The 25668-nt window shown below is 52.3% G+C and carries 23 protein-coding genes and 1 other annotated feature; of the genes, 16 read left to right on the top strand and 7 right to left on the bottom strand.

Annotated features, from left to right (window positions below; translation table 11 throughout):
- Together yrfH and hslO are read left to right on the top strand one after the other, a co-directional pair.
- On the top strand, positions 1-402 hold the full coding sequence (gene yrfH / locus SF3418; protein ID NP_709172.1) for a ribosome-associated heat shock protein Hsp15: 402 nt from the start codon (positions 1-3) through the stop codon (positions 400-402).
- Between the two features lie 24 nt (positions 403-426).
- Positions 427-1296 carry a heat shock protein 33 gene (gene hslO, locus SF3419; RefSeq protein NP_709173.2) on the top strand — a complete coding sequence of 290 codons (870 nt, stop codon included), beginning with the start codon at positions 427-429 and terminating at the stop codon, positions 1294-1296.
- 143 nt (positions 1297-1439) lie between these two features.
- Here hslO and yhgE read toward each other — a convergent pair whose 3' ends face one another.
- Both yhgE and SF3421 read right to left on the bottom strand, forming a co-directional pair.
- Positions 1440-3164 carry a transporter gene (gene yhgE, locus SF3420; RefSeq protein ID NP_709174.1) on the bottom strand — a complete coding sequence of 575 codons (1725 nt, stop codon included), beginning with the start codon at positions 3162-3164 and terminating at the stop codon, positions 1440-1442.
- A gap of 75 nt (positions 3165-3239) precedes the next feature.
- Positions 3240-3371, bottom strand: coding sequence for a hypothetical protein (locus tag SF3421; RefSeq protein ID NP_709175.1), 132 nt, complete (start codon positions 3369-3371; stop codon positions 3240-3242).
- Positions 3372-3542: 171 nt separating this feature from the next.
- Between SF3421 and pckA the strand changes: the two genes are divergently transcribed.
- Positions 3543-5165 (top strand): phosphoenolpyruvate carboxykinase, encoded by a 1623-nt coding sequence (gene pckA, locus SF3422; protein NP_709176.2) that lies wholly within the window; start codon positions 3543-3545, stop codon positions 5163-5165.
- 75 nt (positions 5166-5240) lie between these two features.
- Here pckA and envZ read toward each other — a convergent pair whose 3' ends face one another.
- Complete coding sequence (envZ, locus tag SF3423) at positions 5241-6593, bottom strand: osmolarity sensor protein (protein ID NP_709177.1); 1353 nt, start codon at positions 6591-6593, stop codon at positions 5241-5243.
- A complete protein-coding gene (ompR, locus tag SF3424; protein NP_709178.2) occupies positions 6590-7309 on the bottom strand; it encodes an osmolarity response regulator in 720 nt (239 codons plus the stop codon). The genes envZ and ompR overlap by 4 nt, the downstream gene beginning before the upstream one ends.
- 191 nt (positions 7310-7500) lie before the next feature.
- Here ompR and greB point away from each other — a divergent pair, with 191 nt between their 5' ends.
- From greB to SF3434, 10 genes are all read left to right on the top strand, one after another.
- Complete coding sequence (gene greB, locus SF3425) at positions 7501-8013, top strand: transcription elongation factor and transcript cleavage factor (protein ID NP_709179.3); 513 nt, start codon at positions 7501-7503, stop codon at positions 8011-8013.
- 195 nt (positions 8014-8208) lie between these two features.
- Positions 8209-10431 (top strand): hypothetical protein, encoded by a 2223-nt coding sequence (gene yhgF, locus SF3426; protein ID NP_709180.2) that lies wholly within the window; start codon positions 8209-8211, stop codon positions 10429-10431.
- A gap of 437 nt (positions 10432-10868) precedes the next feature.
- The gene (gene feoA / locus SF3427) at positions 10869-11096 is read left to right on the top strand and encodes a ferrous iron transport protein A (RefSeq protein ID NP_709181.1); all 228 of its coding nucleotides are present in this window, start codon (positions 10869-10871) and stop codon (positions 11094-11096) included.
- 16 nt (positions 11097-11112) lie between these two features.
- Positions 11113-13434, top strand: a complete 2322-nt coding sequence (gene feoB, locus SF3428; RefSeq protein NP_709182.2) for a ferrous iron transport protein B — start codon at positions 11113-11115, stop codon at positions 13432-13434.
- On the top strand, positions 13434-13670 hold the full coding sequence (gene yhgG / locus SF3429; RefSeq protein ID NP_709183.2) for a ferrous iron transport protein FeoC: 237 nt from the start codon (positions 13434-13436) through the stop codon (positions 13668-13670). The genes feoB and yhgG overlap by 1 nt, the downstream gene beginning before the upstream one ends.
- Positions 13671-13872: 202 nt before the next feature.
- Positions 13873-14760, top strand: a complete 888-nt coding sequence (gene yhgA, locus SF3430) for a transposase (RefSeq protein NP_709184.1) — start codon at positions 13873-13875, stop codon at positions 14758-14760.
- Positions 14745-16075 (top strand) — a mobile genetic element. Its footprint overlaps the gene before it by 16 nt.
- Positions 14791-15201, top strand: coding sequence for an IS2 repressor TnpA (locus SF3431; protein NP_709185.3), 411 nt, complete (start codon positions 14791-14793; stop codon positions 15199-15201). Its footprint overlaps the feature before it by 411 nt.
- The gene (locus SF3432) at positions 15159-16064 is read left to right on the top strand and encodes an IS2 transposase TnpB (RefSeq protein NP_709186.1); all 906 of its coding nucleotides are present in this window, start codon (positions 15159-15161) and stop codon (positions 16062-16064) included. It lies within the feature at positions 14745-16075. The genes SF3431 and SF3432 overlap by 43 nt, the downstream gene beginning before the upstream one ends.
- 84 nt (positions 16076-16159) lie before the next feature.
- The gene (locus SF3433; protein NP_709187.1) at positions 16160-16429 is read left to right on the top strand and encodes a hypothetical protein; all 270 of its coding nucleotides are present in this window, start codon (positions 16160-16162) and stop codon (positions 16427-16429) included.
- Positions 16423-16788 (top strand): PemK protein, encoded by a 366-nt coding sequence (locus SF3434; protein NP_709188.1) that lies wholly within the window; start codon positions 16423-16425, stop codon positions 16786-16788. Before SF3433 ends, SF3434 begins: the two co-directional genes overlap by 7 nt.
- On the opposite strand, the gene bioH is transcribed toward SF3434, so the two are convergent.
- Entirely contained in the window at positions 16789-17577 is a 789-nt protein-coding gene (gene bioH, locus SF3435) for a carboxylesterase BioH (RefSeq protein ID NP_709189.2), read from the bottom strand. It lies immediately after the preceding gene.
- On the opposite strand from bioH, the gene yhgH reads away from it, so the two are divergent.
- The 3 genes from yhgH (at position 17567) to gntT (ending at position 20609) form a co-directional block, all read left to right on the top strand.
- Positions 17567-18298, top strand: coding sequence for a hypothetical protein (gene yhgH / locus SF3436; RefSeq protein NP_709190.4), 732 nt, complete (start codon positions 17567-17569; stop codon positions 18296-18298). The two genes, bioH and yhgH, sit on opposite strands and share 11 nt — an antisense overlap.
- 58 nt (positions 18299-18356) lie before the next feature.
- Complete coding sequence (yhgI, locus tag SF3437; RefSeq protein ID NP_709191.1) at positions 18357-18932, top strand: Fe/S biogenesis protein NfuA; 576 nt, start codon at positions 18357-18359, stop codon at positions 18930-18932.
- 360 nt (positions 18933-19292) lie between these two features.
- Entirely contained in the window at positions 19293-20609 is a 1317-nt protein-coding gene (gene gntT / locus SF3438; protein ID NP_709192.1) for a high-affinity gluconate transporter, read from the top strand.
- Between the two features lie 44 nt (positions 20610-20653).
- Here gntT and malQ read toward each other — a convergent pair whose 3' ends face one another.
- Together malQ and malP are read right to left on the bottom strand one after the other, a co-directional pair.
- A complete protein-coding gene (gene malQ / locus SF3439) occupies positions 20654-22738 on the bottom strand; it encodes a 4-alpha-glucanotransferase (protein ID NP_709193.1) in 2085 nt (694 codons plus the stop codon).
- Between the two features lie 9 nt (positions 22739-22747).
- Entirely contained in the window at positions 22748-25141 is a 2394-nt protein-coding gene (gene malP, locus SF3440; protein ID NP_709194.1) for a maltodextrin phosphorylase, read from the bottom strand.
- Positions 25142-25668 lie beyond the last annotated feature (527 nt).

Consider the following 25668-nt stretch of genomic DNA (forward strand, 5'->3'; position numbering starts at 1 on the left):
ATGAAAGAGAAACCTGCTGTTGAGGTTCGACTGGATAAATGGCTATGGGCTGCCCGTTTTTATAAAACCCGCGCGCTGGCCCGTGAAATGATTGAAGGCGGTAAGGTGCATTACAACGGGCAGCGCAGCAAGCCGAGCAAAATCGTCGAGCTGAATGCCACGCTCACTCTGCGCCAGGGAAATGACGAACGCACGGTGATTGTAAAGGCGATTACTGAACAGCGTCGCCCCGCCAGCGAGGCAGCCTTGCTGTATGAAGAGACTGCGGAAAGTGTAGAGAAACGCGAAAAAATGGCGATGGCACGTAAACTTAATGCCTTAACCATGCCGCACCCGGACCGACGCCCGGACAAAAAAGAGCGCCGCGACCTGTTACGATTTAAACACGGCGACAGTGAATAACTGTCACCTGCAAGAGAGATGATTATGCCGCAACATGACCAATTACATCGCTATCTGTTTGAAAATTTTGCCGTTCGCGGCGAACTGGTAACCGTTTCGGAAACCCTGCAACAGATCCTTGAGAACCACGATTATCCGCAGCCCGTTAAAAACGTGCTGGCAGAACTGCTGGTTGCGACCAGCCTGTTAACCGCTACGCTGAAGTTTGATGGTGATATCACCGTACAGCTGCAGGGCGACGGTCCGATGAATCTGGCGGTTATTAACGGTAACAATAACCAGCAAATGCGCGGTGTGGCGCGCGTGCAGGGCGAAATTCCAGAAAATGCCGACCTGAAAACGCTGGTCGGCAATGGTTACGTGGTGATCACCATTACCCCGAGCGAAGGCGAACGCTATCAGGGCGTAGTTGGTCTGGAAGGTGATACCCTGGCGGCCTGCCTAGAAGATTACTTTATGCGTTCTGAACAGCTGCCGACGCGCCTGTTTATTCGCACCGGCGACGTAGACGGCAAACCGGCTGCAGGCGGTATGTTGTTGCAGGTAATGCCTGCGCAAAATACCCAACAGGACGACTTTGACCACCTGGCGACGCTAACCGAAACCATCAAAACCGAAGAACTGCTGACCTTACCGGCAAACGAAGTGTTGTGGCGTTTGTATCACGAAGAAGAGGTGACGGTTTACGATCCGCAGGATGTGGAGTTCAAATGCACCTGCTCGCGTGAACGTTGCGCCGATGCGCTGAAAACGCTGCCTGATGAAGAAGTTGATAGCATCCTGGCGGAAGATGGCGAAATTGACATGCATTGTGATTACTGCGGTAACCACTATCTGTTCAATGCGATGGATATTGCTGAAATCCGCAACAACGCGTCTCCGGCAGATCCGTAAGTTCATTAATGAGTATGTCCGGCAGAGAGGGCTCTGCCGGATTTTACGACTTAATGGCCTGATGTGCTGCGCTTACCAGCGCCTATGAAATAAATCGCAAATTATTTTGGTCAGATACAGCGTCGTATCCGATAAAAGCGTTGTCACTTACTTAAGTTTATTTCCAGCGTTTCACCATCTACCGTCAGATCGCGCCACGCTTTCGGCCTCGTCCCCAGTTTTCCATCCTTCGCAGCTGTGAGTAATTTTTCTTTCGTTATTTCGTTCGGAAGTAAACTCATATCAAGCGCGTCCCATTCTTTTCTGTCTGAGTCAAAGCCATAGACAATGACTCTGTCATCATTAAAAGCAAACAGGATCCGCTCCGCCTGACCATCACTATTCAGATCTTGCTCGACCAGTACGCAGGCGTCTTTTTCAATACAGGTCATCACGTTATAGCGATCCTGGATTAAGGCCGACCAGAATGTCGCATCCGGTTTAACAGAACCAGGGGCAATTAACACATTTTCGGCGAATACTTTTTCCGATACCTGTTCCTGAAGATGTTGCTCTCCATCTAACGCCATCAGCAGATCCCGCGCGCGTTTCGGGTCTTTCATAAACCCGGCATCGCTTTTCAGCGACTCAAGCGCCGCACGTCCATAGCGACCGCTCTGTTCGAGCATGTAGATAGTTACCTGGTCTGGCGTGTTTTTGCCGCTCTGATAACGCGCCATATGACTGTTCACGCTAATACGCATACTGTCCAGCACCGGCGAATTAAGAAGCACCAGTATCACCAACACCAATAACGAAACCGCAAGGTTCACTTTGCCCTGAAGAACAAGGGGATTTTGCCCATTACGCCAGACGATACTGACAAAATACCCCAGCGACCACACCAGTAACACCAGCTCCGCCAGCGCGCCCTGCAAGCGGTCGACAGTCCAGCCGTACTGAGCGACCCGCAGCCATAACCCCCAGGTGGCGACGAACACATACAGCGGAGCAACCAGCAAAGCGGTTTTAATCAGGCAACGCAACGGCCCCGTCCAGGGAAGTGACGCTTTTTGCGGATCGCGGACAATAGCCATTAAGATCAATTGCAAAAAGGCCAGCGTTAACAGCAACCCGGCGGCGGAGATGTGGCGAGAAATCGCGCTCAGGCCCGTAAACGGCAGGGTGATGATAAACATCAGGGTTAGCAATGATACTAACGGCAGCAACCCCGTGGCGATTAGCGTGAACAACTTTTGAATAGAGTCGATTAAACGTGACTGTGTACGCGCGAGGATCACCGCCAGTGCGGTAACCAGACCAAATGTAAGATACATAAACCAGTCGGTTGCAAAAAAGAGCGTATTGAAAAACGTGATGCCAACAAGTTTAAACAACTCACCCCACAGTAAAAGCACCAGCCACGTCAGGCCATTGGAGAGAAAAATCACCAGTAATATAAGTACGTTATGCCATACTGACTGGTAAAAGTAGCTATAGCGGCTACTGCCATTGCGGATACGAAGGCTTTGTTGTATCCACGGTAGCAACAACATTGCCATCAACAGCAGATAGCAGCCAAAATCCCAAATCGCCTTTTCAGCTCTCCAGGGGTTCATGCCATCAGTTTGCCACTTCAGCCAACCGCTCATCCCTGTCGTGGCAATAAACACCAGCGCCAGCCATCCCCAAAGGCGCTTCTGTTTAAAAGAGATCACGGAGAAGAGTAAAACGGATGAAAACGCGACGGTCGCAGGCACGCCATAAACAATCCAACTGTGATTTTTTCCGGCAAGCCAGGCGATAAGCAGGTAGCAAACCAGCCCCTGAAGTAATCCGGTAGCAATCATCCCCCAGCGTGTTGCCGGTGAAAGTTCAACGTTATCCATGTTGGTTATCCAGAATCAAAAGGTGGGTTAATTATCGCATCCGGGCAGTAGTATTTTGCTTTTTTCAGAAAATAATCAAAAAAAGTTAGCGTGGTGAATCGATACTTTACCGGTTGAATTTGCATCAATTTCATTCAGGAATGCGATTCCACTCACAATATTCCCGCCATATAAACCAAGATTTAACCTTTTGAGAACATTTTCCACACCTAAAATGCTATTTCTGCGATAATAGCAACCGTTTCGTGACAGGAATCACGGAGTTTTTTGTCAAATATGAATTTCTCCAGATACGTAAATCTATGAGCCTTGTCGCGGTTAACACCCCCAAAAAGACTTTACTATTCAGGCAATACATATTGGCTAAGGAGCAGTGAAATGCGCGTTAACAATGGTTTGCCCCCGCAAGAACTCGAGGCTTATGGTATCAGTAACGTACATGATATCGTTTACAACCCAAGCTACGACCTGCTGTATCAGGAAGAGCTCGATCCGAGCCTGACAGGTTATGAGCGCGGGGTGTTAACTAATCTGGGTGCCGTTGCCGTCGATACCGGGATCTTCACCGGTCGTTCACCAAAAGATAAGTATATCGTCCGTGACGATACCACTCGCGATACTTTCTGGTGGGCAGACAAAGGCAAAGGTAAGAACGACAACAAACCTCTCTCTCCGGAAACCTGGCAGCATCTGAAAGGCCTGGTGACCAGGCAGCTTTCCGGCAAACGTCTGTTCGTTGTCGACGCTTTCTGTGGTGCGAACCCGGATACTCGTCTTTCCGTCCGTTTCATCACCGAAGTGGCCTGGCAGGCGCATTTTGTCAAAAACATGTTTATTCGCCCGAGCGATGAAGAGCTGGCAGGTTTCAAACCAGACTTTATCGTTATGAACGGCGCGAAGTGCACTAACCCGCAGTGGAAAGAACAGGGTCTGAACTCCGAAAACTTCGTGGCGTTTAACCTGACCGAGCGCATGCAGCTGATTGGCGGCACCTGGTACGGCGGCGAAATGAAGAAAGGGATGTTCTCGATGATGAACTACCTGCTGCCGCTGAAAGGTATCGCTTCTATGCACTGCTCCGCCAACGTTGGCGAGAAAGGCGATGTTGCGGTGTTCTTCGGCCTTTCCGGCACCGGTAAAACCACCCTTTCCACCGACCCGAAACGCCGCCTGATTGGCGATGACGAACACGGCTGGGACGATGACGGCGTGTTTAATTTCGAAGGCGGCTGCTACGCAAAAACTATCAAGCTGTCGAAAGAAGCGGAACCTGAAATCTACAACGCTATCCGTCGTGATGCGCTGCTGGAAAACGTCACCGTGCGTGAAGATGGCACTATCGACTTTGATGATGGTTCAAAAACCGAGAACACCCGCGTTTCTTATCCAATCTATCACATCGATAACATCGTTAAGCCGGTTTCCAAAGCGGGCCACGCGACTAAGGTTATCTTCCTGACTGCTGATGCTTTCGGCGTGTTGCCGCCGGTTTCTCGCCTGACTGCCGATCAAACCCAGTATCACTTCCTCTCTGGCTTCACCGCCAAACTGGCCGGTACTGAGCGTGGCATCACCGAACCGACGCCAACCTTCTCCGCTTGCTTCGGCGCGGCGTTCCTGTCGCTGCACCCGACTCAGTACGCAGAAGTGCTGGTGAAACGTATGCAGGCGGCGGGCGCGCAGGCTTATCTGGTTAACACTGGCTGGAACGGCACTGGCAAACGTATCTCGATTAAAGATACCCGCGCCATTATCGACGCCATCCTCAACGGTTCGCTGGATAATGCAGAAACCTTCACTCTGCCGATGTTTAACCTGGCGATCCCAACCGAACTGCCGGGCGTAGACACGAAGATTCTCGATCCGCGTAACACCTACGCTTCTCCGGAACAGTGGCAGGAAAAAGCCGAAACCCTGGCGAAACTGTTTATCGACAACTTCGATAAATACACCGACACCCCTGCGGGTGCCGCGCTGGTAGCGGCTGGTCCGAAACTGTAATGATTTGAAGCTGGAGAATATCTATCCAGTATCTTATAGAAAGCAAAACGGGAGGCACCTTCGCCTCCCGTTTATTTACCCTTCTTTTGTCGTGCCCTGCGCCCGCGTTACCGGCACTGGCAGCCAGGCGCGAATGGAAAGCCCGCCCCGCTCGCTGGTGCCAAGCTCCAGCATCCCGTTATGGTTATCCACGATACGCTGCACAATTGCCAGCCCTAATCCCGTGCCGCTAATGGTGCGCGCACTGTCGCCGCGGACAAACGGCTGGAACAGGTGCTTACGTTGTTCCGGCGCAATTCCCGGACCGTCATCTTCCACCTGGAACCAGGCGCGATTCGGCTCCGTTCCGCTGCTGACTTTGATCCAGCCATTGCCATAACGGGCGGCGTTGACCACCATATTCGCCACCGCGCGTTTGATCGACAGCGGGTGCATTTTCACTTCAATGCTGCCGGGGTAAAGCGCGGTTTCAATTTCCCGCTCATAGCCACTTTCGGCAGCAATCACCTCACCGAGCACTGCATTAAGATCCGCCATTTCCATCGGCATCTCCTGCCCGGTGCGCAGGTAGTCGATAAACTGCTCAATGATGGCGTTGCACTCTTCGATATCTTTATTGATCGATTCTGCCAGATAGCCATCCTGCTCGCTCATCATCTCAGTCGCCAGGCGAATACGCGTCAGCGGCGTGCGCAAGTCGTGACTTACCCCCGCCATCAGCAGCGTGCGGTCATCCGCCAGTTGCTTAACACCAGCCGCCATATGGTTAAAGGCACGGGTAACGGAACGCACCTCCGAAGCGCCATATTCACGCAGCGGCGGCGGAATAATCCCTTTACCAACCTGCAAGGCTGCGTGTTCGAGATCGACCAACGGTCGGTTCTGGATACGAATAAACAGCCACGCCCCGCCTATCGCCAATAGCATAATCGCCAGCGTATAGCGGAACAGCGGAGAGAAATCGCCCTGATGAATTTCGGTCAGCGGCACGCGTACCCAGATATTGGGCGACAGCCAGGTTTTCAGCCAGACGACAGGCGAACTTTTGTTGACCTCAACGCGCACTTCCGTCGGGCCGCCCAGTTGCTGTGCCATCTGATGGCTTAAGAATTCATAGTGTTGCGCCCAACGCAGACCTGCCTCTTCGGCAGCCTCGTTGGAGTAGAGAGAGATCCCCAGCTCACGGTAGATCTCCCGACGGAAAGCGGGAGGCACAACCAACTGCGTGCCGTCCTCCAGTTGCAGTTTGTCGGTCATCAACATACGCACTTCGTACGCGAGGACTTTATTAAACTGCTGGAGGCTCGGCAAAATCGCGAAGTTCAGCACCACCAGATAAGTCGTCACCAGGCTGGCGAACAGCAAGGTGACGATGAGCAATAACGTACGGGCAAATGAACTTCGTGGCGAGAAGCGCAATCGCCTCATGCTTTAGAGCCGTCCGGTACAAAGACGTAGCCCAGGCCCCAAACGGTCTGAATGTAACGCGGATGCGCTGGATCTTCTTCTACCATGCGGCGCAGACGCGAAATCTGCACGTCGATGGAGCGTTCCATTGCGGAATATTCACGACCACGGGCAAGGTTCATCAGCTTATCGCGGGAGAGCGGCTCACGCGGATGGCTGACCAGTGCCTTCAGTACCGCAAACTCACCGCTGGTGAGCGGCATCGGCTCATCTTCGCGGAACATTTCGCGCGTACCGAGGTTAAGTTTGAACTTACCGAAAGCAATTACCGCCTCTTCCTGTGACGGTGCGCCTGGCAGTTCGTTCGCCTGACGACGCAGCACCGCACGAATACGGGCCAGCAGTTCACGCGGGTTAAACGGTTTTGGAATGTAGTCGTCAGCGCCAATCTCCAGGCCTACGATACGGTCCACTTCTTCCCCTTTCGCCGTCACCATAATGATCGGCATCGGGTTGCTCTGACTACGAAGACGTCGGCAAATCGACAAGCCATCTTCACCAGGTAACATTAAATCCAGTACCATAAGATGGAAAGATTCACGAGTCAGCAGGCGATCCATCTGTTCTGCATTAGCGACGCTTCGAACCTGGAAGCCTTGTTCGGTGAGATAACGTTCCAGCAGCGCACGCAGGCGCATGTCGTCATCGACCACCAGAATCTTGTAGTTCTCTTGCATTGTTTGTACTCCCAAAGGTTCGCAACAATTTGTAAGCGTGTATTCTTAAAAAAGCTCACGTTCGTCACCAGCTAAATCTGGTATGAATTTCAGCCTAAATTGTTACAAAGCATATTAAACAGCAGCTTAAGTATACAATTTATTCGGCGAAACATTATTGATTCTGTTGATATGATCACGTTATACCCAATGTGCGCATTATCAAACAGACAAAGGGAATCAACGAGATGAAAACGCCCCTGGTTACCCGGGAAGGGTATGAAAAACTCAAACAAGAGCTTAATTATCTCTGGCGTGAAGAACGCCCGGAGGTCACAAAAAAGGTGACCTGGGCCGCAAGTCTGGGCGACCGCAGCGAAAATGCTGACTATCAGTATAATAAAAAGCGTCTGCGTGAAATCGACCGTCGCGTGCGCTATCTCACTAAATGCCTGGAAAATCTCAAAATCGTCGATTACTCCCCTCAGCAGGAAGGCAAAGTCTTTTTTGGCGCGTGGGTGGAGATTGAAAACGACGATGGCGTGACTCACCGTTTCCGTATTGTCGGCTACGATGAAATTTTTGGCCGTAAAGATTACATCTCTATCGATTCCCCGATGGCCCGCGCATTGCTGAAAAAAGAAGTCGGCGATCTGGCGGTGGTGAATACCCCTGCCGGGGAAGCGAACTGGTATGTTAATGCTATCGAGTACGTGAAACCGTAAGGAAGAGTCTTAACCTCCTGCCGATGGCTGGCATTTTTGCCAGCCAGTCCGTATAACTATCCCCTGATTTTTGATCCGAAAAGATGAACTCAAACCATGATGAATGATTCGTTCTGCCGCATTATTGCGGGTGAAATTCAGGCGCGCCCGGAACAGGTTGACGCTGCCGTTCGCCTGCTTGACGAAGGGAATACCGTGCCGTTTATCGCACGTTATCGTAAGGAAATCACCGGCGGTCTGGATGACACGCAGCTGCGTAATCTGGAAACGCGTCTGAGCTATCTGCGCGAGCTGGAAGAGAGACGTCAGGCGATCCTCAAATCCATTTCCGAGCAAGGCAAACTCACCGATGATCTGGCGAAGGCCATCAACGCCACCCTAAGCAAAACCGAACTCGAAGACCTCTACCTGCCCTACAAACCTAAACGCCGCACCCGCGGGCAAATCGCCATTGAAGCAGGGCTTGAGCCGTTGGCTGACCTGCTGTGGAGCGATCCGTCACACACGCCAGAAGTCGCCGCTGCACAATATGTTGATGCCGATAAAGGCGTGGCAGATACCAAAGCCGCGCTGGATGGCGCGCGCTATATCCTGATGGAACGGTTTGCCGAAGATGCCGCGCTGCTGGCGAAAGTGCGTGATTATCTGTGGAAGAACGCGCATTTGGTTTCTACGGTGGTGAGCGGTAAAGAAGAGGAAGGGGCGAAATTCCGCGACTATTTCGATCATCACGAACCGTTGTCCACGGTGCCTTCTCACCGCGCGCTGGCGATGTTCCGTGGGCGTAACGAAGGCGTACTCCAGCTTTCGCTGAATGCCGATCCGCAGTTCGATGAGCCGCCCAAAGAGAGCTATTGCGAGCAAATCATCATGGATCACCTTGGCCTGCGCCTGAACAATGCCCCGGCGGATAGCTGGCGCAAAAGCGTAGTGAGCTGGACCTGGCGCATCAAGGTGCTGATGCATCTGGAAACCGAACTGATGGGTACCGTGCGCGAACGCGCGGAAGATGAAGCAATCAACGTCTTTGCCCGTAACCTGCACGATCTGCTGATGGCGGCCCCTGCCGGACTGCGTGCAACGATGGGCCTCGATCCGGGTCTGCGTACCGGGGTAAAAGTGGCGGTGGTCGATGCCACTGGCAAACTGGTGGCGACCGATACCATTTACCCGCACACCGGACAAGCCGCAAAAGCAGCGATGACCGTTGCTGCCTTGTGTGAAAAACATAACGTTGAACTGGTGGCGATCGGCAACGGTACAGCTTCCCGCGAAACTGAACGTTTCTATCTCGACGTGCAGAAGCAGTTCCCGAAAGTGACCGCACAGAAAGTGATCGTCAGCGAAGCTGGCGCGTCGGTTTACTCAGCTTCCGAGCTGGCAGCGCAGGAGTTCCCGGATCTCGACGTTTCGCTGCGTGGTGCGGTATCTATCGCCCGCCGTTTGCAGGATCCGCTGGCGGAGCTGGTGAAAATCGATCCGAAATCTATCGGCGTAGGTCAGTATCAGCATGACGTCAGCCAGACGCAACTGGCCCGCAAACTGGATGCAGTAGTAGAAGACTGCGTAAACGCCGTTGGCGTCGATCTCAACACCGCTTCTGTTCCGCTATTAACCCGCGTGGCGGGCCTGACGCGCATGATGGCGCAAAACATCGTGGCCTGGCGCGATGAGAACGGCCAGTTCCAGAACCGTCAGCAACTGCTGAAAGTCAGCCGTCTGGGGCCGAAAGCCTTCGAGCAGTGCGCGGGCTTCCTGCGCATTAACCACGGTGATAACCCGCTGGACGCCTCTACCGTTCATCCGGAAGCCTATCCGGTGGTGGAACGCATTCTGGCAGCAACACAGCAGGCACTGAAAGATCTGATGGGTAACAGCAGCGAACTGCGTAACCTGAAAGCGTCTGACTTTACTGATGAAAAATTCGGTGTGCCGACAGTAACTGACATCATCAAAGAGCTGGAAAAACCGGGTCGCGATCCGCGTCCGGAATTTAAAACCGCTCAGTTTGCCGATGGCGTCGAGACAATGAACGACCTGCAACCGGGTATGATCCTCGAAGGCGCAGTGACCAACGTCACCAACTTTGGCGCGTTTGTCGATATTGGCGTGCATCAGGACGGCCTGGTTCACATCTCTTCATTGTCGAACAAGTTTGTGGAAGATCCGCATACCGTGGTGAAAGCGGGCGACATTGTGAAGGTGAAAGTGCTGGAAGTGGATCTTCAGCGTAAACGTATCGCCCTGACTATGCGTCTGGACGAGCAGCCTGGCGAAACCAACTCTCGTCGCGGCGGCGGTAATGAACGCCCGCAAAACAACCGCCCGGCAGCCAAACCACGCGGTCGTGAAGCGCAGCCTGCCGGTAATAGCGCGATGATGGATGCGCTGGCGGCAGCGATGGGTAAAAAACGTTAAACGCCCGGACTGGCCCCTAAACCTGCGCGATAAGGCGTTCACGCCGCATCTGGCAACGAACGCTTTGCCTGACATAAAAGTGCCGGAGAATATCTCCGGCACTTTTATTCCACAGCCAAACTCACAATATACTCCGTTAATATTTATCACTTCATTAACAACTGAAACCTTAATTAAACATTAGCCAGTCCGGGTAACTCACTATTCGAATTATATTTTCGCTGCGATATAACCTTGAGCCACATCAACATTGAGTCAGATTATTATTCAAACCAACATTCGCACACATTTTAAGTATTGCTGATAGAAACCATTCTCATTATCATTGTGTTGTTGATTATTTAATCTCTCCTTTGTTGGCAAATCATCTGGTCTCATGTCGCGGTCAAACGCCCCATGAGGTAGTTATCCAGTTAATGAGAAACAAGTAGGCACCTATGCAATACACTCCAGATACTGCGTGGAAAATCACTGGCTTTTCCCGTGAAATCAGCCCGGCATATCGCCAAAAACTGCTTTCTCTAGGCATGTTACCTGGCTCCTCTTTTGATGTGGTGCGCGTCGCTCCACTCGGCGACCCCATTCATATCGAAACCCGTCGTGTGAGCCTGGTATTACGCAAAAAAGATCTGGCCTTATTAGAAGTGGAAGCGGTTTCCTGTTAATACGGTGATAACAACAATGAAAAAATTAACCATTGGCTTAATTGGTAATCCAAATTCTGGCAAGACAACCTTATTTAACCAGCTCACTGGCGCACGTCAGCGTGTAGGTAACTGGGCTGGCGTTACCGTCGAACGTAAAGAAGGGCAATTCTCCACCACCGATCATCAGGTCACGCTGGTGGACCTGCCCGGCACCTATTCTCTGACCACCATCTCATCGCAGACCTCGCTCGATGAGCAAATCGCCTGTCACTACATTTTGAGTGGCGACGCCGACCTGCTGATTAACGTGGTGGATGCGTCTAACCTTGAGCGTAACCTGTACCTGACGCTGCAACTGCTGGAACTCGGCATTCCCTGCATCGTGGCGCTGAACATGCTCGACATTGCCGAGAAGCAAAATATTCGTATTGAAATTGATGCTCTATCGGCACGTCTTGGCTGCCCGGTGATCCCGCTGGTTTCAACCCGTGGTCGCGGTATTGAAGCGCTCAAGCTGGCGATTGATCGCTATAAAGCTAACGAGAATGTGGAACTGGTGCATTACGCACAGCCGCTACTCAACGAAGCAGATTCACTGGCAAAAGTGATGCCTTCCGACATCCCGCTGAAACAACGTCGCTGGCTGGGCCTGCAAATGCTGGAAGGCGATATCTACAGCCGCGCCTACGCCGGTGAAGCGTCGCAGCATCTGGATGCCACCCTCGCCCGTCTGCGTAATGAAATGGATGATCCGGCGCTGCACATTGCCGATGCGCGTTACCAGTGCATTGCTGCCATCTGTGATGTGGTAAGCAACACCCTGACGGCAGAACCCAGCCGTTTCACCACTGCGGTAGATAAAATCGTGCTCAACCGTTTCCTCGGTCTGCCGATTTTCCTCTTTGTGATGTACCTGATGTTCCTGCTGGCTATCAACATCGGCGGGGCGTTACAGCCGCTGTTTAACGTCGGCTCCGTGGCGCTATTTGTGCATGGTATTCAATGGATTGGCTACACGCTCCACTTCCCGGACTGGCTGACTATCTTCCTCGCCCAGGGCCTGGGTGGCGGTATTAACACCGTGCTGCCACTGGTGCCGCAGATCGGCATGATGTACCTGTTCCTCTCCTTCCTTGAGGACTCCGGCTATATGGCGCGTGCAGCGTTTGTGATGGACCGCCTGATGCAGGCGCTGGGCTTGCCGGGGAAATCCTTTGTGCCGCTGATCGTCGGTTTCGGTTGTAACGTACCGTCGGTAATGGGCGCACGTACGCTTGATGCACCGCGTGAACGTCTGATGACCATCATGATGGCACCGTTTATGTCCTGCGGCGCGCGTCTGGCTATCTTCGCAGTATTCGCGGCTGCCTTCTTCGGGCAGAACGGTGCCCTGGCGGTTTTCTCGCTGTATATGCTCGGTATCGTGATGGCGGTGCTGACTGGCCTGATGCTCAAGTACACCATCATGCGCGGTGAAGCGACGCCGTTTGTCATGGAGCTGCCGGTCTACCATGTACCACACGTTAAAAGCCTGATTATCCAGACCTGGCAGCGTCTGAAGGGCTTCGTTCTGCGTGCTGGTAAAGTGATTATCATCGTCAGCATTTTCCTGAGCGCTTTCAACAGCTTCTCGTTGAGCGGGAAAATCGTCGATAACATCAACGACTCGGCGCTGGCTTCCGTCAGCCGGGTGATAACCCCTGTCTTCAAGCCGATTGGCGTACATGAAGATAACTGGCAGGCAACGGTTGGCCTGTTTACGGGCGCAATGGCAAAAGAAGTGGTGGTGGGTACGCTCAACACCCTCTACACCGCAGAAAATATTCAGGACGAAGAGTTCAATCCGGCGGAATTCAACCTCGGTGAAGAGCTGTTCAGTGCGGTAGATGAAACCTGGCAGAGCCTGAAAGACACCTTCAGCCTTAGCGTACTGATGAACCCCATTGAAGCTAGCAAAGGCAACGGTGAAATGGGTACCGGGGCGATGGGCGTGATGGATCAGAAATTCGGTAGCGCAGCTGCCGCATACAGCTACCTGATTTTCGTCCTGCTGTATGTACCATGTATCTCGGTGATGGGAGCCATCGCCCGTGAATCAAGCCGTGGCTGGATGGGCTTCTCCATCCTGTGGGGGCTGAATATCGCTTACTCACTGGCAACATTGTTCTATCAGGTCGCCAGCTACAGTCAGCACCCAACTTACAGCCTGGTGTGCATTCTGGCGGTAATCCTGTTTAACATCGTAGCTATCGGTCTGCTGCGCCGCGCGCGTAGCCGGGTGGATATCGAACTGCTGGCAACCCGCAAGTCGGTAAGCAGTTGCTGCGCAGCCAGCACCACCGGTGATTGCCATTAATGGCTTCACTTATTCAGGTACGTGATTTGCTGGCGTTACGGGGCCGTATGGAAGCGACCCAGATAAGCCAGACATTGAACACTCCGCAGCCAATGATTAACGCCATGCTGCAACAGCTGGAAAGCATGGGCAAAGCCGTGCGGATTCAGGAAGAACCTGACGGCTGCCTCTCTGGCAGTTGTAAAAGCTGCCCGGAAGGCAAAGCCTGTCTGCGCGAGTGGTGGGCGCTGCGTTAACCATACTCCATCGCCTGTTTTGAAAAGCCCGGTATGCGTTTGCATCCGGGCTTTTTTGCGTGCGGCTTTCCATAAAAATGCAATTCTTGCAGCGCAACGTAAGTTCCTCTGAAAGCGTCTCGCAGGGATGAAAACTCGCTAATGCACAGATGTGGAGTGGCGCGTAGAGTCGCGGCATTCAAACAACAGGTGAAGGAACGCCATGAGTAAAAAGCAGAGTTCCACCCCACATGATGCGCTGTTCAAACTCTTTTTACGCCAACCGGAGACGGCACGCGATTTTCTTGCGTTTCATTTACCGGCACCCATTCACGCGCTCTGTGATATGAAAACCCTCAAGCTGGAGTCGAGGAGCTTTATTGATGACGATCTGCGTGAAAGCTATTCCGATGTGCTGTGGTCGGTGAAAACGGAACAAGGACCAGGATACATCTATTGTCTGATTGAACATCAAAGCACCTCAAACAAACTGATCGCATTTCGCATGATGCGTTACGCTATTGCCGCAATGCAAAATCACCTTGATGCTGGATACAAAACGTTGCCGATGGTGGTGCCATTGTTGTTTTACCACGGTATTGAAAGCCCCTATCCCTATTCGCTGTGTTGGCTGGATTGTTTCGCCGATCCCAAACTGGCAAGGCAGCTTTATGCCTCCGCATTTCCGCTGATTGATGTCACCGTCATGCCTGATGATGAAATCATGCAGCACCGACGTATGGCGCTGCTGGAGTTAATTCAAAAACATATTCGTCAACGCGATCTGATGGGGCTGGTAGAGCAAATGGCCTGCTTATTAAGTAGTGGATACGCTAATGACAGACAAATCAAAGGGCTGTTTAATTACATACTGCAAACTGGCGACGCTGTACGTTTTAACGATTTTATCGACGGCGTTGCCGAACGTTCACCGAAACACAAGGAGAGTTTAATGACTATTGCGGAAAGATTGCGGCAGGAGGGGGAACAATCCAAAGCCCTGCATATAGCCAAAATAATGCTTGAATCCGGAGTCCCTCTTGCAGACATCATGCGATTTACCGGGCTGTCAGAAGAAGAGTTGGCTGCGGCGAGTAGACTGGCCCCCTGAATCTCCAGACAACCAGTATCACTTAAATAAGTGATAGTCTTAATACTAGTTTTTAGACTAGTCATTGGAGTACAGATGATTGATGTCTTAGGGCCGGAGAAACGCAGACGGCGTACCACACAGGAAAAGATCGCAATTGTTCAGCAGAGCTTTGAACCGGGGATGACGGTCTCCCTCGTTGCCCGGCAACATGGTGTAGCAGCCAGCCAGTTATTTCTCTGGCGTAAGCAATACCAGGAAGGAAGTCTTACTGCTGTGGCCGCCGGAGAACAGGTTGTTCCTGCCTCTGAACTTGCTGCCGCCATGAAGCAGATTAAAGAACTCCAGCGCCTGCTCGGCAAGAAAACGATGGAAAATGAACTCCTCAAAGAAGCCGTTGAATATGGACGGGCAAAAAAGTGGATAGCGCACGCGCCCTTATTGCCCGGGGATGGGGAGTAAGCTTAGTCAGCCGTTGTCTCCGGGTGTCGCGTGCGCAGTTGCACGTCATTCTCAGACGAACCGATGACTGGATGGATGGCCCCCGCAGTCGTCACACTGATGATACGGATGTGCTTCTCCGTATACACCATGTTATCGGAGAGCTGCCCACGTATGGTTATCGTCGGGTATGGGCGCTGCTTCGCAGACAGGCAGAACTTGATGGTATGCCTGCGATCAATGCCAAACGTGTTTACCGGCTCATGCGCCAGAATGCGCTGTTGCTTGAGCGAAAACCTGCTGTACCGCCATCGAAACGGGCACATACAGGCAGAGTGGCCGTGAAAGAAAGCAATCAGCGATGGTGCTCTGACGGGTTCGAGTTCTGCTGTGATAACGGAGAGAGACTGCGTGTCACGTTCGCGCTGGACTGCTGTGATCGTGAGGCACTGCACTGGGCGGTGACTACCGGCGGCTTCAACAGTGAAACAGTACAGGACGTCATGCTGGGAGCGGTGGAACGCCGCTTCGGCAACGATCTTCCGTCGTCTCCAGTGGAGTGGCTGACGGATAATGGTTCATGCTACCGGGCTAATGAAACACGCCAGTTCGCCCGGATGTTGGGACTTGAACCGAAGAACACGGCGGTGCGGAGTCCGGAGAGTAACGGAATAGCAGAGAGCTTCGTGAAAACGATAAAGCGTGACTACATCAGTATCATGCCCAAACCAGACGGGTTAACGGCAGCAAAGAACCTTGCAGAGGCGTTCGAGCATTATAACGAATGGCATCCGCATAGTGCGCTGGGTTATCGCTCGCCACGGGAATATCTGCGGCAGCGGGCTTGTAATGGGTTAAGTGATAACAGATGTCTGGAAATATAGGGGCAAATCCAGCGAGTCAGTAGATACTCTACCCTGCTTAAGTGCTACTTTGTGCTATCTTGCATGTAACACAAAGTAGCACTTAGGGAACTGATATGCAGACAGTGAAATTACGGCAACAAGGAGGAGCCATGATCGTTACTATCCCACGAGATCTTGCCATCGATCTTGGCTGGTCACCGGGCACAGAGCTTACCGTGGAGAAAAAAGGCGATAGCGTTAATTTGCGCGCCACAGAGCACAAACCGCGTGGGCGTCTTACCGTCGCGCAGTTGTTGAGCCAAATCGATGAAAGCGAAATTACGGAGCTAAATCAGTCCACAGAAGGATGGGCTGAAGGGAAAAAAGGTAATGAAGCATGGTAAAGGCACGGACGCCACATCGTGGTGAGATCTGGTATTTTAACCCTGATCCGGTTGCCGGGCATGAACTTCAGGGGCCACATTATTGCATTGTGGTAACGGACAAAAAACTCAACAATGTTTTAAAAGTTGCTATGTGCTGCCCGATTTCAACAGGGGCAAATGCAGCACGTTCCACAGGGGTGACGGTGAACGTCCTCCCCCGTGATACGCAAACCGGTAACCTGCATGGCGTTGTACTTTGTCACCAGCTAAAAGCCGTCGATCTTATTGCCCGTGGCGCTAAATTTCATACCGTTGCCGATGAAAAATTGATTAGTGAAGTTATCAGTAAACTGGTGAATTTAATCGACCCACAATAATTAGCTCTCACTTACCACCAACACCCTCTGCTTCAACGCCACCAGCAGGTGACAAAACTCGACCGGATGCGAAATAAACGGCGCATGGGCCGCTTTGGCGAAGATATATGATTCGCTGTGAGGCCAAAGTTTATCCAGCATCGGCACCACTTTGCGCGGCACCAGACCGTCGAGATAGCCATACAATCGCAAAAACGGCATGGACACGTTTTGCAGCGGCTGACGGAGATCGACCGTTTTCAGGATTTCCAGCCCGCCATTAAGCACGTCAACCTCCGGCATCGGTAACGCCAGAACGGTTTTCTTCAACGCCCGCGCATCCTGGCGCGCCGTTTCAGTCCCCATGGTTTGTAACGCCAGGAACCGCTCCACTGTACGCTGAAAATCATCACTGAGTTGCTGCTGAAATCCCGCCAGCACGTCCGGTTTTATCCCCGGCCACTCGTCACGAGCACTAAAACAAGGTGACGACGCCACGGTGACCAGCGCCTGAACACGCTCGGGATGGGTTAACGCAATCTGGCTTGCCACCAGCCCGCCCAGACTCCAGCCTAACCAAATGGCTTTATCAGGTGCCTGTTGCAGCACGGCTTCGGCCATATCAGCAAGTGACAGCGCACCAAATCCCCGGCTACGCCCGAAGCCGGGCAGGTCAACAAGGTGCAGCGTAAAATGCGAGCTAAGTTCCTCGTCAATGCAACGCCACACTTCGGCATTCAGTCCCCATCCGTGCAGCAGCACAAGATGAACATTCCCCTGACCTTTGGTCTGCCACCAGATGTTATTCATCCGCTATTGTTCTCTTTTGACTTACAAGGATGAACATATGCTAACAGTACCGGGATTATGCTGGCTATGCCGAATGCCACTGGCGTTAGGTCATTGGGGGATTTGTTCGGTCTGTTCACGCGCCACCCGCACAGATAAAACGTTATGCCCACAATGTGGATTACCCGCCACACACTCCCATCTTCCCTGCGGTCGCTGCCTGCAAAAACCGCCGCCCTGGCAAAGACTGGTCACGGTTGCCGACTATGCGCCGCCGTTAAGTCCGCTTATCCACCAGCTTAAATTTTCCCGGCGCAGTGAAATCGCCAGCGCCCTGTCACGTCTGTTACTATTGGAAGTCTTACACGCTCGTCGCACCACCGGGTTGCAATTGCCGGATCGCATCATCAGCGTTCCGTTATGGCAGCGGCGTCACTGGCGTCGGGGATTTAATCAGAGCGATTTGCTGTGTCAGCCGTTATCACGCTGGTTGCACTGCCAATGGGATAGCGAAGCCGTCACACGTACACGGGCCACTGCGACCCAGCATTTTCTCAGTGCCCGGCTGCGCAAGCGCAACCTGAAAAATGCCTTTCGTCTTGAATTGCCCGTGCAAGGTCGCCATATGGTGATTGTGGATGATGTCGTTACCACCGGAAGTACCGTCGCAGAGATTGCGCAGTTGCTTTTACGCAATGGTGCGGCGACTGTCCAGGTCTGGTGCCTTTGTCGAACCTTGTAGAGCCTCGATGATGGGCGTATTATAACCAACTAAAATAGTCAACTATTAGGCCATTACTATGATCCGTATTTCCGATGCTGCACAAGCGCACTTTGCCAAACTGCTGGCAAATCAGGAAGAAGGGACACAAATCCGCGTATTTGTGATTAACCCTGGCACGCCTAACGCTGAATGTGGTGTTTCTTATTGTCCGCCGGATGCCGTGGAAGCCACCGACACTGCCCTGAAATTTGACCTGCTGACCGCGTATGTTGATGAGTTAAGCGCACCATACCTGGAAGATGCAGAGATCGACTTTGTTACCGACCAGTTGGGTTCTCAGTTAACGCTGAAAGCCCCGAACGCCAAAATGCGTAAAGTGGCAGACGATGCACCGCTGATGGAGCGCGTGGAGTATATGCTGCAGTCGCAGATCAACCCACAGCTTGCTGGTCACGGTGGTCGCGTTTCGCTGATGGAAATCACCGAAGACGGTTACGCCATTCTGCAATTTGGCGGCGGCTGTAACGGTTGTTCCATGGTCGATGTGACGCTGAAAGAAGGGATCGAGAAGCAGCTGCTGAACGAATTCCCGGAGCTGAAAGGTGTGCGCGATCTCACCGAACACCAGCGCGGCGAACACTCCTACTACTAAGTTATCCCCTCTTTTGTAGATTGCCCGATGCGACGCTAAAGCGTCATTTCGGGCCTACGTTGAACATGTGCCAGACGTTGGCACAGCATTGCTTTGGCAAATCCCTCCCTTCGTTTCCCCGCGATAATATGACCAACCTCTCATAATTTAAATTTACCCCGCTCTGGTGATTCTCAAACGCCAAATGTTACCCGTATCATTCACATGGGTACCAAACATACTCCTGACATCTGACTACAATAATTAGTTTTAGTGGGTATCAGTCGTGGTGCCGCAATATCTCTGTTCCCGATTGGGATAATTAGAGTTTGTCGTCAGAAAATTGACGTTACCCATAACAAATGAAAGGCCAGGTAAATCATGCCATTAGTCATTGTTGCTATCGGTGTAATCTTGTTGTTGCTCCTGATGATCCGCTTCAAAATGAACGGCTTCATCGCTCTCGTCCTCGTGGCGCTTGCTGTTGGATTAATGCAAGGAATGCCGCTGGATAAAGTTATTGGCTCCATCAAAGCCGGTGTCGGCGGGACGCTCGGTAGCCTTGCCCTGATCATGGGTTTTGGCGCAATGCTGGGCAAAATGCTGGCAGACTGCGGTGGCGCACAACGTATCGCCACCACGCTGATTGCCAAATTTGGTAAAAAGCACATCCAGTGGGCGGTGGTGTTAACCGGTTTTACCGTTGGTTTTGCCCTGTTCTATGAAGTGGGCTTCGTGCTGATGCTGCCGCTGGTGTTTACCATCGCGGCTTCCGCGAATATTCCATTGCTGTATGTTGGTGTACCAATGGCGGCTGCACTGTCTGTGACCCACGGCTTCCTGCCACCGCATCCGGGCCCGACTGCGATTGCCACCATTTTCAATGCCGATATGGGTAAAACCCTGCTGTACGGTACTATTCTGGCAATCCCGACCGTGATTCTCGCCGGTCCGGTTTACGCTCGCGTGTTGAAAGGTATCGATAAGCCAATCCCGGAAGGTCTCTACAGCGCGAAAACCTTCAGCGAAGAAGAGATGCCGAGCTTTGGCGTCAGCGTCTGGACCTCTCTGGTGCCGGTTGTGCTGATGGCGATGCGTGCGATTGCCGAAATGATCCTGCCGAAAGGTCACGCTTTCCTGCCGGTAGCGGAGTTCCTCGGTGACCCGGTAATGGCAACGCTGATTGCCGTGCTGATTGCGATGTTCACCTTTGGTCTGAACCGTGGTCGTTCAATGGATCAGATTAACGACACGCTGGTTTCTTCCATCAAAATCATTGCGATGATGCTGTTGATCATCGGTGGTGGCGGTGCGTTCAAGCAGGTGCTGGTAGACAGCGGCGTGGACAAATACATTGCTTCCATGATGCACGAAACCAACATTTCTCCGCTGCTGATGGCCTGGTCGATTGCTGCCGTACTGCGTATCGCGCTGGGTTCCGCAACCGTTGCGGCAATCACTGCGGGTGGTATCGCGGCACCGCTGATTGCAACGACGGGTGTTAGCCCACAGCTGATGGTTATTGCGGTGGGTTCCGGTAGTGTGATTTTCTCTCATGTGAACGATCCGGGCTTCTGGCTGTTCAAAGAGTACTTTAACCTGACTATCGGCGAGACCATCAAATCCTGGTCGATGCTGGAAACCATTATCTCGGTGTGCGGTCTGGTAGGCTGTCTGCTGCTGAATATGGTGATTTGATAACACTGACTGCCGGATGCATCGCATCCGACATCAACCGCACTCTACTTCTTCTTCGCTGCAGCTCTGCGCCGTCTGTCCAAATCCTTCAGCAACTTGTTCACGCCATCATCGGCAAACATCGACTCAAGCGTTGCGGAAAGCTTGCGTCGCCAGTTTTTATACTGGTAACTGGTGCCAGGAATATTCACCGGTTCGGCCATATCCAGCCAGTCTTCCGGCTGTAGTCCTAACAGAGCACTGTTACTGTCGGCAATGTAGCGCTGCAAACCACGGTTCAGCGTCGGCGTCATCGACATCAACGATGCCTTATGCCCGGCACGTTTTGGCAGACAACCATATTTATGCAGTGCATCCAGCAGCCCTTGCTTCGCCAGTTCGCGATCCTGATACAGACCGCGCAGTACCACTTCATCCGGATACAGCCCCAGGGTTTTGCCCAGCGTTAGATCCCCGCTCTCCCAGTAACCACGCAGCGTTGGCAGGTCATGTGTCGCCGCAACCGCCATCGACTGCTCCGGATACGCTTTCGGTGCACGGAACGTCTTCTCGTGGTCGTTTTCGAAATAGAGCACTTTGTAAGAGTACACACCGCTGCTGCGCAGCTTACCAACAATCTCTACCGGTACGGTACCGAGATCTTCACCAATCACCATACAGCGATGACGTTTACTTTCGAGTGCCAGAATCGAGAGCAGATCATCCACCGGATAGTGAACATACGCGCCCTGATCTGCCGTCTCGCCATACGGTATCCACCACAAACGCAGCATCGACATCACATGGTCAATTCGTAATGCGCCGCAGTTTTGCATATTGGCACGCAACAGCTCGATAAACGGTTCATAGGCACGCGCGGTGATGATATGCGGGTCCATTGGCGGTAATCCCCAGTTCTGCCCCAACGGGCCGAGGATATCCGGCGGCGCGCCAACCGATGCTTTCAGGCAATATAGTTCACGGTCACACCAGGTTTCCGCCCCACCTTCCGCTACGCCAACCGCCAGATCACGATACAAGCCAATCGGCATTTCATAGCCCTGGCTTATCTCCCAGCAGGCGGCAAACTGGCTGTAAGCCAGCCACTGCAACCAGAGATAAAAATCGACGTCATCACGATGTTCTTCGCAGAACTGACGCACTTCTGGTGAATCCACGTTCTTATACATCTCTGGCCATGCAGGCCAGCCCCAGCGCATTTCGTCCTCTTTCACTTGCTGGGCATGTAGCGCATCAAAGGCAGCCTGCCAGAACAGGCTGTCGCCCTGCTCTGCAACAAACTGGCGAAACGCGGCCATCTGCTCATCATCACGTTGCGCGAAACCTTTCCACGCCATTCGTAATGCTGTCATTTTTAGGGCGGTAACCGTGGAGTAATCGACCCAGTCGGCATCGCGCGCCTGTTGCAGCGTCTGTTGCGTGGTCGGCAACTGCCACCAGGCCTGAGCCTCTTCGCTAAGATGGAAATCTTCAACGGCGTTAACGTCGATATAAATCACATTCAGCCAACGGCGAGAAGACGGGCTGTATGGGCTGGCGCTCTCCGGATTTGCCGGATAGAGCGCATGAATCGGGTTCAGGCCAATGAACGACCCGCCACGTTTTGCCACATCCACCAGCATCGCTTTGAGATCGCCAAAATCCCCAATACCCCAGTTTTTTTCCGATCGCAGCGTATAAAGCTGAACGCAGGCACCCCACAGCTTTTGTTTATTCAGCAAAGCCTGCGGTTCGTAACAACGTTTCGGGGCGACAATCACCCGGCAATGCGCGCGCTGGTCGTCCTGGGTGAGTGTTAGCGTGTGATAACCTTCCGGCAGCTTCGTCGGTAGATTGAACGCTTTGCCCCCCGTTACATGGCCTTTGTACTGCGTTCCTTCTTCGGTGGTCAGCTGCCAGCTATATTCGCCGCTGCCCTCCACCACCATCGGCATTTTTTTGCCGCTGGTATAAACCATGACATTCGGGACTGGCGTTACCGCCACTTTCGTGGCGGTACGTTGATGCATCGCGTCAAGCAAACGCCGTTTGGTTTCGGCGCTAATCGACTGCGGTTTACCGTGGGCATTGATGTAATTGGGGCTAATCCCCGCCGCCAGCGCGGCATTATCCAGACGTTTGCTTTCCATCGAGCTTCCTTAGCGTTTTGCCTGCCAGATACGAGCCTGATAATCGCGAATAGAGCGATCCGAGCTAAACATACCGCAGCGGGCGGTATTGAGGATCGCCGCGCGAGTCCAGGCCTCCTGGTCGCGGTACAGCACATCCACCTGCTTTTGTGCCTCAACATAGGCTGCGAAATCCGCCATCACCAGATACGGATCGCCGCCCTGTTTGCCGATACTGTGCAGCATCTGGTCGAAGGCATGCTTATCGCCGTCGCTGTATTTACCGCTTTCCAGCTCTTTCAATACTGCGTCCAGCACCTTATCTTTCTTCCGCCATTTCACCGGGTCGTAGCCTTTGGCCAGAATAGCCTTCACTTGTTCCACGGTATGACCAAAAATAAAGATATTTTCTTCACCGACTTTCTCGGCGATTTCAACGTTCGCACCATCCAGCGTACCGACAGTAAGCGCACCATTGAGCGCCAGTTTCATATTGCCGGTACCGGAAGCTTCTTTACCTGCAGTCGAAATTTGTTCGGAGATATCCGCCGCCGGGATCAGTTTTTCCGCCGCCGAAACGCAATAATCCGGCAGGAACACCACCTTCAACTTATCGCCAACCAGTGGATCGTTGTTGATCACGTCAGCCACTTTGTTGATCGCAAAGATAATATTCTTCGCCAGGTAGTAGCCCGGTGCCGCTTTCGCGCCGAAGAGGAAGACGCGCGGTACGCGATCAGCCTGCAGGTTTTCACGAATTTCTTTGTACAACGCCAGAATATGCAGCAGATTCAGGTGCTGGCGTTTGTACTCATGCAGACGTTTGATCTGAATATCGAAAATCGCCTGTGGATTGATCTCAATACCGGTACGAACTTTCACAAACTCCGCCAGACAGACTTTATTCGCCTGCTTGATCTCGCGATATTGCTGACGGAATTTCGCATCATCAGCGAATTTTTCCAGATTGATCAGCTGATCGAGATCGTTAGCCCACTCTTTTTGCAGTGATTTATCCAACAGAGCCGCCAGTGCAGGGTTGCACTGTTTGATCCAGCGACGTGGGGTAATACCGTTGGTAACGTTATGGAATTTGTTCGGCCATAGCTGGTGATATTCCGGGAACAGATCTTTCACCACCAGATCCGAGTGCAGCGCCGCAACACCGTTCACCGCGAAACCGCCAACCACACACAGGTTCGCCATATGCACTTGTTTATCGTGCACCACCGCCAGTTTGGCCCACACTTTTTCATCGCCCGGCCAGGTTTTCTCCACCAGCGTTTTAAAGCGAGTATTAATTTCGTTAATAATCTGCATATGGCGCGGCAGTAAGCCTTTCACCAGTTTCACATCCCAGCGTTCCAGCGCTTCTGGCATCAGGGTATGGTTGGTGTAAGCGAAAGTTTTGCTGGTGATGGCCCAGGCGTCATCCCAGCTCATCTGGTGCTCATCGGTCAGCACGCGCAGCAGTTCTGGAATCGCGATAGTTGGATGGGTATCGTTCAGCTGAATAACTTCGTAATCCGCCAGTTCGTGCAGTTTACGCCCCGCCAGATGATGGCGACGCAAAATATCCGCTACCGAACAGGCACACTGGAAGTATTGCTGCATCAGGCGCAGCTTTTTACCGGCAGTATGGTTGTCGTTTGGATAGAGAACTTTGGTCAGTTTTTCCGCATTGATGCCTTGCTGTTCGGCGCGCAGGAAATCACCGTCGTTAAATTTAGTTAGATCAAACGGATGCGCATGCGTCGCCTGCCACAGACGCAGCGGCTGCGCCACGCCATTACGATAGCCGACAACGGGGAGATCCCACGCTTGACCGGTAATGGTAAACTCCGGCTCCCAGCGTCCGTCTTTCATCACTTTACCGCCAATCCCTACCTGCACATCCAGTGCTTCGTTGTGGCGGAACCACGGGTAGTTACTGCGATGCCAGTCATCCGGCGCTTCAACCTGTTTGCCATCGACAAAAGACTGGCGGAACAAACCATATTGATAGTTCAGACCGTAACCCGTCGCAGACTGACCGACAGTTGCCATTGAGTCGAGGAAGCACGCCGCCAGACGTCCCAGACCACCGTTACCCAGCGCCGGGTCGATCTCTTCTTCCAGCAGGTCAGTCAGGTTGATGTCATAAGCCTTCAACGAATCCTGTACATCCTGATACCAGCCGAGATTCAACAGGTTGTTGCCCGTCAGACGACCAATCAAAAACTCCATTGAGATGTAGTTAACATGTCGCTGATTCGCCACCGGTTTGGCGAATGGCTGAGCACGCAGCATTTCGGCCAGTGCTTCACTCACTGCCAGCCACCACTGGCGAGGAGTCATTTCAGCCGCAGAATTTAAGCCATAACGCTGCCACTGACGTGAAAGCACTTCCTGAAATTGCTTATCGTTAAAAATAGGTTGTGACATAGGAGTTCCACTTTTCTTAGATTTTCAACACAACGTTATCGCTAGTTTGCCAGGCTCGATGTTGACCTTCCTCATCCTGCGGGGGATTAGGCAGGGAGGAGTTGCGGGGATGAGCAAGGAAATGTGATCTCGACCACTTAAAGCTAGTGCAAACCACAGGATTAGCAGCAAATCAATGCCATACAGCGCAGAAAATCTGTATCTAAGTGCAAAAAATGGCCGTTGCGTATTTTCAAAAAGCGGAAGGTAACTCTATAAATTAAGTAAAGGAGTGAAACAGTTTCACAAGTAAAATATCCAGTGTGCTCCATCTCATTCTTAATAGATTTATTAAGATCATCTTTTTAGATGGCACTTTCATCAGGAATGAAGAAGAAACCCTTGCTTAAATGAATCTGATGAACATAAGGGAAACCAGTATTCACGCTGGATCAGCGTCGTTTTAGGTGAGTTGTTAATAAAGATTTGGAATTGTGACACAGTGCAAATTCAGACACATAAAAAAACGTCATCGCTTGCATTAGAAA

Source organism: Shigella flexneri 2a str. 301 (genome assembly GCF_000006925.2).
Classification (GTDB): domain Bacteria; phylum Pseudomonadota; class Gammaproteobacteria; order Enterobacterales; family Enterobacteriaceae; genus ECMA0423.